Genomic DNA, 14,928 nt, shown 5'->3' on the forward strand with positions numbered 1-14,928 from the left:
GCCCGTTTTTCATGCCGGACCGGAACCTGGGACCAGCCGGCTGACTCGACGAGGCGTGGTGCTTTCCGTCACGCGGAGTGATCCTGGACCTTTCCGCCCGACCTCCTATTGGACCGCAATCGATGCCATCGATGTCATGTCGCTGCAACACTGGTGTTTACCCAAATGACATCGATAACATTTGCCGGCAAAGTCCAGCCCATCGAAAGTCGACGACGGCCGCGCCGGTTTTCGGGACGCACAACAACCACCGGAGACATCCATGCCCAGCCCCCATGCCGCGCCGCGCAACGGCGCCCGCGCCTTCTTCCGCCCCCAGCTGATCGCCCTGGCTGCCACCGCGCTGTGCGGCGCCGCCTTGGCCCAGGAGGCCGCCAAACCCGCGACCAAGCCGGCCGCGGAATCGCCCGAAGTGAAGGAACTCGAAGCCGTCGTCGTCACCGGCACGGCACGCCGCGAAGGCGTGCGCAAGCTCGAGGCCGGCTTCTCGATCACGACCGCCACCGAGGAGCAGATCAAGCAGGCCGCGCCCACCAGCACGGCCGACATCCTGAAGACCGTGCCCGGCGTCTTCGTCGAGACCTCGGGCGGCCAGGCCGGCGCCAACATCCGCGTGCGCGGCTTCCCGACGCCGGGCGACGGCCCCTACTCGACCTTCCAGCTCAACGGCGCGCCGCTCTACCACCTGCCCACGCTGAGCTTCTTCGAGCACTCGCAGCTCTTCCGGCTGGACGACACCATCGACCGCATGGAAGTGCTGCGCGGCGGCCCCAGCCCCATCTTCGGCAGCGGCCAGCCCGGCGTGACGGTCAACTTCATCCAGAAGGACGGCCGCAGCCCCGAGGGCAGCCTGCGCGTGACCACCGGCACCGGCAGCCTGAAGCGCGTGGACGGCGTCTACGCCGGCCCGCTGTCCGACAAATGGACCGTGATGGTCGGCGGCTTCTGGCGCCAGAGCCAGGGCCTGCGCGACACCCAGTTCCCGGCCGACGACGGCGGCCAGCTCAGCCTGGTGCTGAACCGCAAGCTCGACGACGGCAACCTGCAGCTCTACGCCCGCGCGCTGAACGACCGCAACGCCTTCTACACGGCCATCCCGGTGGTCGGCAGCGCCGACGGCAAGGGCGTGTCCAGCTACCCGGGCTTCGACGCCAGCACGGCCTACTTCTACGGCAACGAGCTGCGCAACATCGTGCTGGAGACCGGCCGAGCGACCGGCCGCACCCTGCCCAATGGCCAGCCCGAGATCCTGCGCAGCACCGTCACCAAGGACCTGGCCGACGGCCGCGGCGCCACCGTGCAGACCTATGGCGCCAACCTCGACACCCGGCTCGGCGACTGGACGCTGACCAACAAGCTCGGCCACACCAGCGGCGACGTGCCGACCTACGCGCTGTTCTCCGGCGCCAACCCGCAGACCCTGGGCAGCTACATCGCCTCGCAGGTCAGCGCGGCCAACAGCCCCGCCGTGACCGCGGCCGCCGGCAAGGCCGCCACCACCGGCACGGCCGCCTACACCAACGGCGGCGGCGCCATCACCAACATGGCCATGCCCGTCATCGTCAACGGCATGTGGGCGGTGGACAAGACGCTGCGCTCGACGACCAACGAGACCCGCCTGTCCAGGGAGATCGCGCCCGGCAACAACCTGACCCTGGGCCTCTACCTGGCCGGCTACAGCTCGCACGACGTCTGGACCCTGGGCCAGGCCCAGCTGATGACGGTGCAGCCCCACGCCCGCCTGATCGACGTGGTGCTGGACAACGGCGTCAAGGCCTCGCGCAACGGCTACGTCACGCCGCCGTTCTCCTACAACCTCGATGCCAGCTACAGCGGCGACACGCGCGCCTTCTTCGTCGCCGACGAGTGGCAGCTGACCCAGGCGCTGCGCGTGGACCTGGGCGCGCGCCGCGAGACCCAGCACATCACCGGCACCATCGCCAACGTCAGCAACGGCGACCTGGATAACGACCCGACGACCCTCTACAACAACAACCTCGCCTACTTCAACGGCACGAACACGCTGATCGACAGCAAGCTCAGCCGCAGCTCCTTCACGGCCGGCGCCAACTACGCCTTCAGCCGCGATCTCAGCGCCTTCGTGCGCGTGAACAAGGGCCACCGCATGCCCGACTTCGACGTGCTGCGCGGCCGCGGCGCCAACGAGGCCAAGGACCCGGTCGAGGACATCACGCAGTACGAGATCGGCCTGAAGACCGCGACCAAGCTCTACAGCGCCTTCCTGACCGCGTATTCGAACCAGCTGACCAACTCGCAGACCCAGCAGTTCACCAATGCCGGCAACGTCGTGCTGCGCCCGAACAGCAAGGCCACCGGCCTGGAGTTCGAGCTGGCGCTGCGCCCCGGCTACGGCTTCGAGATCGCCGCGACGGGCAACTTCCAGGACGCCAAGTACCAGGACTTCCAGCAGTACAGCGGCAACCGCGTCGAGCGCGCCCCGAAGTTCCAGGCCCGCCTGACCCCGAGCTGGCAGACGCAGACGGCCTATGGCCAGCTGCGCACCTTCGCGACCTTCAGCCAGGTCGGCGAGCGCTTCGCGGACCAGACCAACACGCTGAAGCTGCCGGCCTACCAGACCCTCGACGCGGGCGCGGTGTTCACGATGGACAACGGCCTGGAGATCCGCCTGACCGGGACCAACCTGACCAACAAGGTCGGGCTGACGGAAGGCAATTTCCGCGTGCCGGGGCAGGGCGTCGGGCAGGACGGGGTGTTCCTGGCGCGGCCGCTGTTTGGGCGGGCTTACGAGTTGAGCGTGGGCTTCCAGTTCTGATTCGGATGCTTGCTCGTTGCTTTGTCTTTGTGGCGAGGCCCAGCCGGGATTTCTGGCTTGCCGCTTGCAAGCGGCAAGCCCTTCGCCAGGCACAAGGCAGTCCGCAGTGGACTGCCTTGTGTCCGGGCTCAGTCCCGGCGGGCGACCTACTTTCTGGCCCGCCAGAAAGTAGGCAAAGAGCGGCCCCTGCAAAACCGCCCCTTCGGGGTGCCCTGCGATGCTCGGAACCCGGGGCCGCGCCCAACTCACTTCGCTACGCTCCGTTCAAACAAAGGGGCGCGAATTCAGTTCTTGAAGCTCGCTGCGCTCGCGCCCCGGACTCCTGCGCTTCTCGGCGGTTTAGAAGGGGAGAGCCGAAACAGCCGAACAGCCAACAGCCAAACGCACACGCCCTTCGGTCGTGGCTGTTCCTTCAGCCCCCCTTTGAGCCCGCCGAGGAACGGAAAGCCTTGAGGCCGCGCGCGCAGCGCGCTTCAAGCTCTGACTTCGCGCAGTTGTCTGAGCGCAGCGTAGCGAAGCGAGTTCTGCGCGAGGCCTCAAGGCTTGAGTACCGCAGGGCAGCCCGCTGCGCAGCAAAGGGCAGGGCGGTTCGGGGGCGACTCTTTGCCTACTTTCTGGTCGCTCAGAAAGTAGGTCGCCCGCCGGGGCGACGTCCCGGCATGGGCCTCGCCAATCACAAGATGCCGGAATGACAACCCACACCACCTCAGCCGGCGCGCAACGCACCAAGCTCGCCATCATCCTCACCTACATGCTGTTCGGCGCCCTGCTGAACAGCGTCGGCGCCGTCAATCTGCTCGTCGTTCAGACCCTGGGCGTCGCCCGCCAGGACGCCGCCCTGCTCGACGCCTGGAAGGACCTGCCCATCGCGGTCACGTCCTTCCTCGTCGCATCGCTGCTTCCAAGACTCGGCCTCAAGCGCGCCATGCTGCTGGCCCTGGCGGCCGTGGGCGCGGCCTGCCTCGCCATGCCGGTGCTGAGCGCCTTCTGGGCCATCAAGCTGCTGTTCGCCACGCTCGGCGCCGGCTTCGCGCTGGTCAAGGTTTCGGCCTATTCCATGATCGGCCTGGTCACGCAGGACCGCGCCGGCCACGCCCGCTTCACCAACCTGCTCGAAGGCCTGTTCATGGTCGGCGTGCTGGGCGGCTATCTGTTGTTCAGCCAGGCCGCGCATGCCGAAGGCACGCACTGGCTCGGCGTCTATCCGCTGCTCGCCGCCACCGCCGCGGCGGCCTTCGTGCTGCTGCTCGCCAGCCCGCTGGACGAGGGCCCCATCCAGTCGCCCGGCACGACGCTGCGCGAAGACCTGCTCGCGATGGCGCCGCTGCTGCGCCTGGCCCTGGTCGTCGTCTTCCTGCTGTCGGCCTTCCTCTATGTGCTGATCGAGCAGGGCATCTCCACCTGGCTGCCCAGCTTCAACAAGGAGGTGCTGCACCTGCCCACCGCGATGAGCGTGGGCCTGGCGGTCATCATGCCGGCCAGCACGGCGCTGGGCCGGTTGACGAGCGCGGCCGTCATCGGGCGGCTGGGCTGGTTCGCCGTCGTCATCGCCTGCCTCGCCGGCATCGCGGCGCTCATCCTCGTCGCGCTGCCGCTGGCCGCGCACGCCCGGCCCCTGGGCGACAGCAGCGGCTGGCTCAATGCGCCGCCCGCGGCCTATCTGCTGCCGGCCACCGGCCTGCTGCTGGCGCCCATCTACCCGGCCATCAACTCGGCCATGCTGAGCGCGCTGCCGCAGCGCCGGCACGCGGCCATGACCGGCCTCATCGTCGTCTTCTCCGCCCTCGGCGGCACGCTCGGCAGCTTCGTCACCGGCCGCCTCTTCGTCGCCTTCGACGGCAGCACGGCCTTCGGCCTGCTGCTGCTGCCCGTCGCCGTGCTCGCCGTCTCGCTCAACCGGCTGCGCCGGCATCTCTCGTCATGACCGTCCCCCTCCCGCGCGCCGCCGAACGCCTGGCCGCCACGCCCTACGAGCTGTACGGCGAACTCTTCATCGACGTGCAGATGCAGCGCGTCTTCGGCGACGGCAAGAGCTTTGTCGACGCCCGGCCCAAGGCCGCGCCGGCGCTGATCCGCGCACGCTTCGAGGCCGAGCGCCGCCAGCCCGGCTTCGCGCTGGCCGACTTCGTGCACGCCCACTTCGTGCTGCCCGGGCACAGCGCCCCGGTCGGCCTGCGCCTGGGCATCCGCGAGCACATCCGCGCGCTGTGGCCGCTGCTGGTGCGCGAGCACACCCAGGCCCAGGACGGCGACAGCCTGCTCGCGCTGCCCCAGCCCTATGTCGTGCCCGGCGGGCGCTTCCGCGAGCTCTACTACTGGGACAGCTATTTCACGATGCGCGGCCTCGTCACCGACGGCCGGCGCGACCTGGCCGAGCAGCTGCTCGCCAACTTCGCCTATCTGCTGGACAGCTACGGCTTCATCCCCAACGCGACGCGCAGCTACATGCTGAGCCGCTCGCAGCCGCCGCTGTTCTTCAAGATGGTCGAGCTGCTGCACGCCGACGACCCGGCCGCCGGCTTCGCGGGCCACCTCGGCGCGCTGAAGACCGAGCATGCCTTCTGGATGGACGGCGCGGCCGGCCTCGCGCCCGGCCAGGCCCACCGCCGCGTGCTGCGCACGGCCGATGGCGCGCTGTTGAACCGTTACTGGGACGACCGCTGCACGCCGCGCGAGGAGAGCTGGCGCGAAGACGTCGAGACGGCCGAGAAGGCCGGCGGCCGGCCGCGCGAGCAGGTCTGGCGCGACCTGCGCGCCGGCGCCGAGAGCGGCTGGGACTTCTCCGGCCGCTGGTGCACCGACCCGGCCGACATCGCCACCATCGCCACGACGGCCCTCGCGCCCGTCGACCTCAACGCGCTGCTCGCCGGCCTGGAGAACGCCATCGCGCTGGGCGCCGCGCGCAGCGGCGACACCGCCACGGCCCAGGCCTTCGCGGCCCGCGCCGCCACGCGCCGCGAGCTGCTGCAGACGCGCTTCTGGCGCGCCGACGCCCGGCACTTCGCCGACCTGAACTGGACCCATGCCGGCGACCCGCGCCCGCTGACGGCCGCCGCGCTGATGCCCCTCTACCTCGGCATGGCCACCCAGCCCCAGGCCGACGCGATGGCCACCCAGGTGCGCCGGCAGCTGCTCGGCGCCAACGGCCTGCTGTCGACGACCCTCGTCACCGGCCAGCAATGGGACGCCCCCAACGGCTGGGCCCCGCTGCAGTGGGTGGCCGCGCTCGGCCTGGCCCGCTACGGCCACGCGGAGCTGGCCCGCGACATCGCCGAGCGCTGGTGCGCCAGCGTCCAGCGCGTCTACCTGGCCACCGGCCGGCTGCTGGAGAAATACGACGTGGCCCGCGACCGCCCCGGCGGCGGCGGCGAGTACGAGACCCAGGACGGCTTCGGCTGGACCAATGGCGTCTTCGCGGCCTTCAGGGATGGGCTGCTGAAAACCCCGGCCCCCTGAGACTCGGGGTTCGCTCCGGCCCGGGCCGCCGTCCCGCCGGGCTAAGCTGCGCCCGCCATGCCCGCCGCGCCACCCGCAATCAGCCCCGCCGCGTTCGCGCGCTGCCTGCCCTTCGTCGTCTTCATGGCCCTGCTCGCGCTGCGGGGCTATCTGCCCGGCGGCCTGGGGCTGGACGCCCGCTGGATCTACGGCGCGCAGACCCTCGTCGTCGCCGCGCTGCTGGCCGGCTACTGGCGCGGCTACGGCGAACTGGCGCGCCAGAACCTGCCCGACGCGCGCGAGACCGGCTGGGCCGTCGTCGTCGGCATCGCCGTCTTCGCCGCCTGGGTGAGGCTGGACGCGCCGTGGATGCAGCTCGGCGAGGCCACCGCCAGCTTCGTGCCGCTGGACGCCGACGGGCGGCCCGTCTGGCCGCTGATCGCGCTGCGCATGGCCGGCGCGGTCCTGATCGTGCCTGTCATGGAGGAGCTGTTCTGGCGCAGCTTCCTGATGCGCTGGGTGCAGCACCCCGGCTTCGAGCGCGTCGACCCGCAGACCGTCGGCCTGAAGGCCGTCGTGGTGTCCACCTTCGTCTTCATGCTGGCCCACACGCTGTGGCTGGCCGCCGTCATCGCCGGCCTGGCCTATGCGTGGCTCTACCGCCGCAGCGGCAAGCTCTGGACGGCCGTCGTCGCGCACGCGGTGACGAACGCGCTGCTCGGCCTGTGGGTCATCTGGACCGGCCGTTGGGAGTTCTGGTAAGGCCCGGGCCGGAGCTTTCCAGATCCCTGAACGCCTCGAAGACACTGCGCCTCGCTGTTCACGCGCGAGGGCTGGCACCCGCGCCTGTCGCCGGCCGTCTTCGCGACGCGCAGCCACTTCGGCCGCCCGCCTCGGAACTATTCCCGAGGCCGACACGCGCGGCATCGCGCAAGATCGCGGCCATCCCGGCGTGAGCCCATCCGAACCTCCATCACCCGCCCGCCCATGAGCCAAGAACATCCGAACCAGTTCGCCCTGCTCGGCCAGCGCCGCTTCGCGCCCTTCTTCTGGACGCAGTTCCTCGGCGCCGCGAACGACAACGTCTTCAAGTTCGCGTTCACGCTGATGATCACCTACCAGCTGCAGCTGGCCTGGCTGCCGCCCAAGCTCGCGGGCCTGGTCATCGCGGCCCTCTTCATCCTGCCCTATGTGCTGTTCTCGGCCACCAGCGGCCAGCTGGCCGACAAGCACGACAAGGCCCGGCTGATGCAGCTCGTGAAGAGCCTGGAGATCGCCATCATGGCCATCGCCGGCTGGGGCTTCTACGCGACCAACGTGCCGGCCCTGCTGCTGTGCGTCTTCCTGATGGGCCTGCACTCGACGCTGTTCGGCCCCGTCAAATACGCCTACCTGCCGCAGCAGCTGAACGAGCGCGAGCTGACCGGCGGCAACGGCATGGTGGAGATGGGCACCTTCGTCGCCATCCTGCTCGGCCAGCTGCTCGGCGGCGTGCTGGTGGACCAGGCCGTCATCGGCCCGCACCACGTCGCCTGGGCCTGCCTGGCCCTCGCCATCGCCGGCCGCGCGACCGCCCAGGCCATCCCCGCCAGCCCGTCGACCGACCCCGGCCTCGTCATCAACTGGAACCCCGTCACCGAGACCTGGCGCAACCTCAGGCTCGCGCACGAGGGCGTGGCCGTGTTCCGCTCGCTGCTCGGCATCTCGTGGATGTGGTTCTTCGGCGCGGTCTTCCTGTCCAACTTCCCGGCCTTCGCCAAGGAGGTGCTGCATGGAGGCCCGCAGGTCGCGTCGCTGCTGCTGGCCGTGTTCTCCATCGGCATCGGCATCGGCTCGCTGCTGTGCGAGGTCATGTCCAAGCGTCATGTCGAGATCGGCCTCGTGCCGCTGGGCGCCCTCGGCATGAGCGTGTTCGCCATCGACTTGTACTTCGCCGTGTCCACCCTGAAGGGCCTGCCCCCCGCCGACAGCCTCGGCGTCGGCGCCTTCCTGGCCGTGCCCGCGCATTGGCGCGTGCTGGCCGACTTGGGCGCGCTGGCCCTGTTCGCGGGCCTGTACAGCGTGCCGATGTATGCGCTGATCCAGCTGCGCGCCCAGCCCACGCACCGCGCCCGCATCATCGCGGCCAACAACATCCTGAACGCGGTCTTCATGATCGCCAGCAGCGTCATCGCCGGCGCGATGCTGGGCGCCGGGCTGACCATCCCGCAGGTCTTCCTGGCCCTCGGCATCGCCAACGCGGTCGTCGCGGCCTACATCTTCCTGATCGTGCCCGAGTACCTGCTGCGCTTCGTCGCCTTCTTGCTGACCCGCCTGGTCTACCGCTTCCGCATCCATCACGACGAGCGCCTGCCGACGAGCGGCCCGGCCGTGCTCGTCTGCAACCACGTCAGCTTCGTCGACGCCGTGCTGCTGATGGCCGCGAGCCCCCGGCCCATCCGCTTCCTGATGGACCACCAGATCTTCCGCATGCCGGTGCTGGGCTGGCTGTTCCGCCTCGCCAAGGCCATCCCCGTCGCGCCGCAGAAAGACGACCCCGCCACCTACGAAGCCGCCTTCGAGGCCGCCCGCGCGGTGCTGGAGGACGGCGAGATGGTCTGCATCTTCCCCGAGGGCGGCATCACGCGGGACGGCGCGCTGCAGCCCTTCAGGGGCGGCGTCATGAAGCTCGTCGAGGGGTTGCCCGAGATGCCTGTCATCCCGATGGCGCTGGGCAATCTCTGGGGCAGCTATTTCTCGCGCGTCGAGGGCGGCCGGGCGATGGTGAAGCCGCTGCGGCGCGGCTTCTGGAGCCGGGTGTCGCTGAACGTCGGCGACGCGCTGGCGCCGGCCGAGGTCAGTCCCGAGGCGCTTCGCTTGCAGGTGGCCGGTCTGCTCGGAACAGCCGCCTCACCCGCAGCCTGATCGCGCGCGCCGTACGCCACGCCGCGCTGGCCCGCACCCAGGCCAGCAGCTCCGCCTTCCAGCCCGTCCAGCGCGCATAGACGCGGGCGAACCAGGGCAGCTGCATCAGCGCCGGCTGGATCAGCTGGAACAGCCAGGCCAGCAGCGCCGTGCCGCCCAGCTTGGCCGCCACGATGACGCCGATGCCGAACACGACATGCCCCTTGGCGACGAACCACACGGCCAGCAGCTTGATGGGCAGGATGAACAGGCTGGGCAGCAGCAGCACGACGAAGGCCCAGCGCGGCGGCAGGCGGCGCAGCAGGGCCTCGAAGTGGCGGATGACGGGCAGCCGCGCCAGCAGCGCAAAGGCCCGCCGCAGCGGCTCCCAGCCCCATTCCTCGAACAGGATGAGCAGCGCGAAGACGACGCGGAACAGCCAGCGCAGCGGGGCGAACAGGGCTTTCATCGCGCGGTCTCATCGGCGAACCAACGCGCCTCCAGCGCGCCGCGCCAGCCTGCATCCATCAACAGATCACAAGCCAACACCGTCCGACCCTCGGGGTCCGCGAGGGCCAGGTCACCCACGCTCTGCCAGCGCTCGTCGCGGAAGGCCTCGCCCAACCTCGCCAGCAGCCGCTGCTTGTAGACCGTGTCCTCGCTGCCCCCGAGATGCGCACCCTTGGTTTCGATCAGCGCCAGCCGCTGCCCCTGCCCATTGCCGACCAGGCCAAACACGAAGTCGGGGTAGACCTTGTGGCGCTTCCAGCCCTGCAAGCCGTACTGGCTGCGGGCCACATTGCGGTGCCACCACTGCACCGCCTGCTTGACGTCCAGATAGCCCGCAAACTGGGCCTCGAAGCCATTGAGGTCGGGACTCTCGTACACCGGCTCCAGCAGCGACTTGGTTGCCGGCAGCCCCGCCTCGTTGAGCAGGGCATGCAGTGTGCCGCCCTGCTCGAACTCGACACTCTCGGGCAGCTCGTAGTCCTGCCGGTCGGCGCGCAGCGCGAACTCGATGAAGCCGCGCGCTACGCCCTTCGCGAACACCTCGTCCGCACGGCGGTCACGCTCGGCCTCAAGCGTCCGCCGCAGATGCTCGATCAGCGAGGCACTGCTGGCCGCCAACTGCATCTCCGACTGGCCGCGCGCCAGCAGGGCGAGCACCGCCGCATTCACCCAGTCCCACAGCAGCCAGGCATTGGGCACGATGTCCAGCAGCGCGCGCACCAGCCGGCTGCGGTCCAGCCTGCCGGCGGCGTCGGCCACCACGCCCGACGGGCGCGCCAGGCCGTGTCGCTGCAGGATTTCCAGGCCCACGTCGAAGCGTTCGCCCAGCACCGCCTCGCGGTTGGGCGCCCAAGCGTCGACCAGCCTCGCGGCGTCGAAGCCCGCCCAGTCGATCTGCGCCAGCACGTCACTCTCGTAGGCCAGCTCGCGGCGCGGCCGGCCTGGCTCGGCCCAGGTCACGCGCGGCAGGAAGATGCGCAGCGACCGGAACGGCTCGCGACGCTGCTGCCGCACCGTGCGCCGCTCCGGCGTCTCGCCCCCGCCGCCGCTCACCGTCACGGCCAGATCACCCATGCCCTCGCCCTCCAGCGACGCCCGGATGGCCTTCACCACCTCGGCCGTCTTCGCGTCGTGGCAAAGCACATAGCAGGCATCCAGCGCCTCGCGGCCGGTCTTCACCGCCTGCGGCTGGCGCAGGATGCGGCCCACCAGCTGAGTCATGGCGCTGATGTTTCGGCCCGCCGCCAGCGCGCACAGCACATAGGCAAACGGGCAGTCCCAGCCCTCCTGCAGCGCCTGCTTGGTGATGATGGCGCGCACCTCGCACTGCGGGCTGAGCAGGTCGATGTTCTCGGGCGAGGCCAGCTCGTTCTTCTCCGAGGTCTTCACCGCGATCTGCCGCTCGCTCAAGCCCAGCTGCAGCAGGAAGGCCCGCGCGTGCTCGGCGTGGATGAAACCGGCGTCCAGCGCATCGCCCCCCGTGCGCTCCACCTGCACGAGCAGGATGGGGCGGACATAGCGCGCCGTCTCGCCCCGCAGTACGTCCGCCTCGCGCTGCAGGCCATCCAGCCGCTGCACCGCCGCCGCCAGGCAGGCCTGCCAGTCGCTCCAGTGCTGCACGTCAACATGGATGGGCAGCTTGATCATCTGCGCCTCGTCCAGGTCGGTGCCGCGCACATCCACCAGGATGTTGGAGCCCGAACCCTTGGCCGATGCCACGCGGGGCGTCGCCGACAGCTCCAGCAGGAAGCCCGGGTTGAAGCCGTCCAGCGTCTTCAGCGCGTTCTCGGTATAGCCATGGTGGCCTTCATCGATGACCACCATCGGCCGGATCATGCGCGCCACATTGCCCAGCGAGCTCTTCACGAGGCTGCCCATCTGCGCGCGCGCCTCCTCCTGGGTGGCGCCAAAGGGTGCATACACGTCCAGGTTCGGCACCTCGCGCAGCAGCTCGAAATGCGCCGGCAGGTCATCCTCGCGCGGCAGAAAGCCCAGCACATTGCCCCGGTCGCGGAAGAACCTCAGCGTCTCCTTGCTCTGCCGCGCCGCACTGGCCAGCATCAGCACCATCACACACAGGTGGCCGTCGACGTCCTGGCGCGTCAGCGGCGCGGTCTTCTCCAGGATCTTCACCCGACCCGCGCCGGCCACGTTGAGCAGCTGACGGTAGGGATGGTCGCGGTCGCCCAGGGTCTTCAGCGTCTGCTGGTAGATCGCCTCGTTGGGCACCACCCACAGCACCAGGCCCGTGTGGCGCTTGAACCAGTGGCTGAACACCTGACCCACGCCCGCTGCGGCCAGCAGCGTCTTGCCGCCACCGGTGGGCACCTTCAGGCAGACATTGGGAATGGGCCGGCCCGCGCCATCGAAGCGGCTGGAATGCGACTGCGCGGCAAACGCCTCGGGCAATGCGCCCAGCTGCCTGAGGCTGCGCCAGGCCTTGGCGGGAAAGTCCAGCGCCGCGCGCATCAGCTCCGAGTCGGGCGGCTCCTCGGCCACGCGCAGCGCCGCCGTCGTGCGCTCGGCCGCCTGGGCATGGCGCCCCAGCTCGGCCAGATAGAGCGCCAGCTGCGTGAGCACGGTTTCCTGGAACTTCTTGAGCTCCACGCCCGCGCCGCGCACGCGCGCCGGTGCCGCCAGCGCCGCGGGCTGCCAGAGCACCCGCCGGGCAGCGGCGATCTGCTGGCGGAACGACTCGCCCAGCTCCCCCTGCCACCACACCGCGTCGACCGGATAGACCGCCGGCAGGGCCTTGAGCGCGTCGACAAAGCGCAGCGCCTCGGCCGCGCTCCAGCCCGGCGCATCCACCGCGAGGTCGATGTCCGAGCGCTCCCGGTGGGTGCCCAAGGCGCGCGAGCCGAACAGCCACAGACGCTCCAGCCCGGGCGTGCGTTCGCACAGGGCCACGATGTCGGCCACGGCGCCCGGCGCGATGCCATGCCCGCCCGCCGGCCGCGGCGAGGAAGTCAGGCCCGCATCAGTCATCGGCGCGCGCCTTCAGCTCGTCACGCAAGGCCTGCAGCAGCGGCAGCGCCTGCGTCCGCGCAAACGCGGCCACCAGGCGCGCCACGGCCTCGTCATAGGTGTGGGCGGTGCGGTTGCGCATCTTGCGCAGCTCGCCCCAGGCCTGGGCGTCGGTGATGAGCCGGCGCTTGAACAGCTCCGGGATCACCTCGAACGCGCCCTCGTCCACATCCAGCCCGCGCGCGCTCAGCCAGCGGTAGCCCGCCTTCCAGCCCGCCTCGAAGGCGTAGGTGAAGCGCATGATCACCGAGTCACGGATGAACGGGTCCTCAGGCAGCGCCAGCGCCTCCTGCAAGGTGGCCAGCGCCTGCTCGAAATGCTGCAGCGCCAGCGCAAAGCGTGCATCCATGGCCTCAGGCCTCCCGGTACAGCGCAAACGGCAGCGGCGCGTAGTCCACGCCATGCTCCTTGAGCTGCTGGTTGCTCAGGTACTTGGCCGGCGCGAACACCAGGTGGCCCTTGGGCGCCTGGCCCCGCGCCGCGTCATGCTCGCGGCCCCAGGCCTGCAGGCTCTCGGCCAGGCTCAGCGTCAGCGCGGCGGCCGGGCTCTTCAGGAAGCCGAGCGCCGGCTCGTAGACCAGCCACACATGCCGGTCCAGCGCCTCGCCCAGGTAATGCGGGGGCGCGCCCTTGGGCGCTGGCGGCAGCGTGGCGCCGGTGGCCGTGTAGAACAGCCAGGCCCCCAGCGCCTCGCGCCCGGGCAGGTGCTCGCCGCTGAGCAGCTTCTCCAGCTCCACCGCATCGCCCAGCGTGCAGTAGGTGAAGCCGCCGCCCAGGCCCGGCGCCATCTCGCTGATGCGGCGCACGCCCTCCACGCGCAGCACGCCCTCGTCCACCTTGACCTCGATCTTGTCGAAGCGCTTGCGCTTCACCGGGGTGGCGGCATCGAGCGAGGCCTGCGCGCCATCGTCGTCGCCCAGCCCTTCGGCCCGCTTGATCGCGTCCACCCTGGCCAGCCACTCGGCGGCCTTCTTGAACTGCGTCAGCGTGATCTTTTCTTCCATCAGCGTCTCGCGCTGCGTGCCGCTCCAGGCATAGCCCCTGATCGCGCGGCGCACGCGCTCGGCGGTCAGCGTGTCGGCATAGTCCTCGCCTTCGACGAGGATGAAGCGGCGCGTGCCGCCGTCCCTGGCATTGGCCTTCAGCACGGCGTGGGCCGTGGTGCCGGAGCCGGCGAAGGAGTCGAGGATGAGGGAATCGGGTGCCGCGCCGATTTCAAGGACGCGCTCAACAAGTGCAGTGGGTTTGGGCGTAACGAATATCTCGTGCTCAAGGCCACTGGAGAGCAAATTGAGAAGCTCCGTCTTGGCGTTGCGTGTGCTGCCTACGATTTGCCAAGGCCAGATGGTTTGCGGAACTACGCCGTCTTTGACCTCACTTAAGAACCGCTTGATGTTCGGCGCCGCGTTGCCGTCAGTGCCCCACCAAATGCGGTTGTCCGCATTCATCTCGTCGAACTTCTCTTTGCTGATCCGCCAATACTTCCCCTTCGGCGGGCCATCGATAACACGGCCGGTCGGCGTAGTGATTGGGTACAAGCCTTTGGAATAGGCGTTACGCGCATCGAGATCGCTCAGCAACCACGGGCCACGCGGATCGTTGTCGGGGTTCTGGTACCTCGCAAGCATCCCTTCGGTGCGTGGAAGGAGATTAAGGCTCCACTGCGCAGCGTCCTTTGCGTAGATCAATACATAGTCGTGATCCACGCTGAAGTGCTCAGCCGTGTTCTTCGGGCTGTCCATCTTGTGCCAGATGCACGTCGCGATGAAGTTCTCCTCCCCAAACAACTCATCCAACACCATCCGCGCCCGATGGACCTCGTTGTCATCCAGCGTGATCCAGATCGAGCCGCGCTCGCTGAGCAGTTCCCGCAGCAGCGTCAGCCGCGGCCACATCATGCACAGCCATTTGTCGTGGCGCAGCAGGTCCTCGCCGTCCACCGGGTTGGTGGAGAGCCACTCCTTCATGATGGGCGAGTTGACGCCGTCGCTGTAGCACCAGCCCTCGTTGCCGGTGTTGTAGGGCGGGTCGATGAAGATCAGGTCCACCGCGCCGGCGTAGCGCGGCAGCAGGCTCTTGAGCGCCTGCAGGTTGTCGCCGTGGATGACGAGGTTGCCGCTCAGGTCCGGCGCGCCGACGCCCTTGGCCGCATCGGCCACCAGCGGCCGGTAGGGCACGCCCAGGTGGTGGTTGTAGACGTACTCTTTGCCTTTGAAGACGATTTCGGGCATGGGGGTCGCAATGCACTGGTGGGCAGCCGGGCCAGCGATGCTAGCCGCTTG

Annotated in this window: 9 protein-coding genes; 5 read left to right on the forward strand and 4 right to left on the reverse strand. The window is 69.5% G+C overall.

The annotated features are described in order from the left end of the window. Nucleotides 1-262 precede the first annotated feature (262 nt). The 5 genes from NYP07_RS16030 to NYP07_RS16050 all read left to right on the forward strand — a co-directional run bounded on the left by NYP07_RS16030 (nt 263) and on the right by NYP07_RS16050 (nt 9,133). The gene (locus NYP07_RS16030) at nt 263-2,794 is read left to right on the forward strand and encodes a TonB-dependent receptor (protein WP_268152161.1); all 2,532 of its coding nucleotides are present in this window, start codon (nt 263-265) and stop codon (nt 2,792-2,794) included. Nucleotides 2,795-3,482: 688 nt separating this feature from the next. Further along, nucleotides 3,483-4,718, forward strand: coding sequence for an MFS transporter (locus NYP07_RS16035; RefSeq protein ID WP_268152162.1), 1,236 nt, complete (start codon nt 3,483-3,485; stop codon nt 4,716-4,718). After that, nucleotides 4,715-6,250, forward strand: coding sequence for an alpha,alpha-trehalase TreF (treF, locus tag NYP07_RS16040; protein WP_268152164.1), 1,536 nt, complete (start codon nt 4,715-4,717; stop codon nt 6,248-6,250). The genes NYP07_RS16035 and treF overlap by 4 nt, the downstream gene beginning before the upstream one ends. A 57-nt stretch (nt 6,251-6,307) precedes the next feature. Continuing rightward, entirely contained in the window at nt 6,308-6,991 is a 684-nt protein-coding gene (locus tag NYP07_RS16045; protein ID WP_268152165.1) for a CAAX prenyl protease-related protein, read from the forward strand. A 225-nt stretch (nt 6,992-7,216) separates the two neighbouring features. Beyond that, on the forward strand, nt 7,217-9,133 hold the full coding sequence (locus NYP07_RS16050) for an MFS transporter (protein ID WP_268152166.1): 1,917 nt from the start codon (nt 7,217-7,219) through the stop codon (nt 9,131-9,133). Here the strand turns inward: NYP07_RS16050 and NYP07_RS16055 are convergent. From NYP07_RS16055 to NYP07_RS16070, 4 genes are read right to left on the reverse strand one after another with little or no spacing between them, the layout of a single operon-like run. Continuing rightward, nucleotides 9,066-9,581, reverse strand: coding sequence for a hypothetical protein (locus tag NYP07_RS16055; protein ID WP_268152168.1), 516 nt, complete (start codon nt 9,579-9,581; stop codon nt 9,066-9,068). The two genes, NYP07_RS16050 and NYP07_RS16055, sit on opposite strands and share 68 nt — an antisense overlap. Further along, nucleotides 9,578-12,607, reverse strand: coding sequence for a DEAD/DEAH box helicase family protein (locus tag NYP07_RS16060; RefSeq protein WP_268152170.1), 3,030 nt, complete (start codon nt 12,605-12,607; stop codon nt 9,578-9,580). The genes NYP07_RS16055 and NYP07_RS16060 overlap by 4 nt, the downstream gene beginning before the upstream one ends. Further along, nucleotides 12,600-12,995, reverse strand: a complete 396-nt coding sequence (locus NYP07_RS16065) for an HI0074 family nucleotidyltransferase substrate-binding subunit (protein WP_268152172.1) — start codon at nt 12,993-12,995, stop codon at nt 12,600-12,602. The genes NYP07_RS16060 and NYP07_RS16065 overlap by 8 nt, the downstream gene beginning before the upstream one ends. Before the next feature lie 4 nt (nt 12,996-12,999). After that, entirely contained in the window at nt 13,000-14,877 is a 1,878-nt protein-coding gene (locus NYP07_RS16070; RefSeq protein ID WP_268152174.1) for a site-specific DNA-methyltransferase, read from the reverse strand. Nucleotides 14,878-14,928: the final 51 nt, after the last annotated feature.

The organism is Pelomonas aquatica (assembly GCF_026712205.1).
Taxonomy (GTDB): Bacteria; Pseudomonadota; Gammaproteobacteria; order Burkholderiales; family Burkholderiaceae_C; genus Pelomonas; species Pelomonas aquatica.

What these genes read in the sequence shown, in the direction of transcription:
- NYP07_RS16065 (WP_268152172.1), bottom strand. Translation starts at nt 12,995, where the DNA reads ATGGATGCACGCTTTGCGCTGGCGCTGCAGCATTTCGAGCAGGCGCTG.
- NYP07_RS16055 (WP_268152168.1), bottom strand. Translation starts at nt 9,581, where the DNA reads ATGAAAGCCCTGTTCGCCCCGCTGCGCTGGCTGTTCCGCGTCGTCTTC.
- treF (WP_268152164.1), top strand. Translation starts at nt 4,715, where the DNA reads ATGACCGTCCCCCTCCCGCGCGCCGCCGAACGCCTGGCCGCCACGCCC.
- NYP07_RS16050 (WP_268152166.1), top strand. Translation starts at nt 7,217, where the DNA reads ATGAGCCAAGAACATCCGAACCAGTTCGCCCTGCTCGGCCAGCGCCGC.
- NYP07_RS16030 (WP_268152161.1), top strand. Translation starts at nt 263, where the DNA reads ATGCCCAGCCCCCATGCCGCGCCGCGCAACGGCGCCCGCGCCTTCTTC.
- NYP07_RS16060 (WP_268152170.1), bottom strand. Translation starts at nt 12,607, where the DNA reads ATGACTGATGCGGGCCTGACTTCCTCGCCGCGGCCGGCGGGCGGGCAT.
- NYP07_RS16070 (WP_268152174.1), bottom strand. Translation starts at nt 14,877, where the DNA reads ATGCCCGAAATCGTCTTCAAAGGCAAAGAGTACGTCTACAACCACCAC.
- NYP07_RS16035 (WP_268152162.1), top strand. Translation starts at nt 3,483, where the DNA reads ATGACAACCCACACCACCTCAGCCGGCGCGCAACGCACCAAGCTCGCC.
- NYP07_RS16045 (WP_268152165.1), top strand. Translation starts at nt 6,308, where the DNA reads ATGCCCGCCGCGCCACCCGCAATCAGCCCCGCCGCGTTCGCGCGCTGC.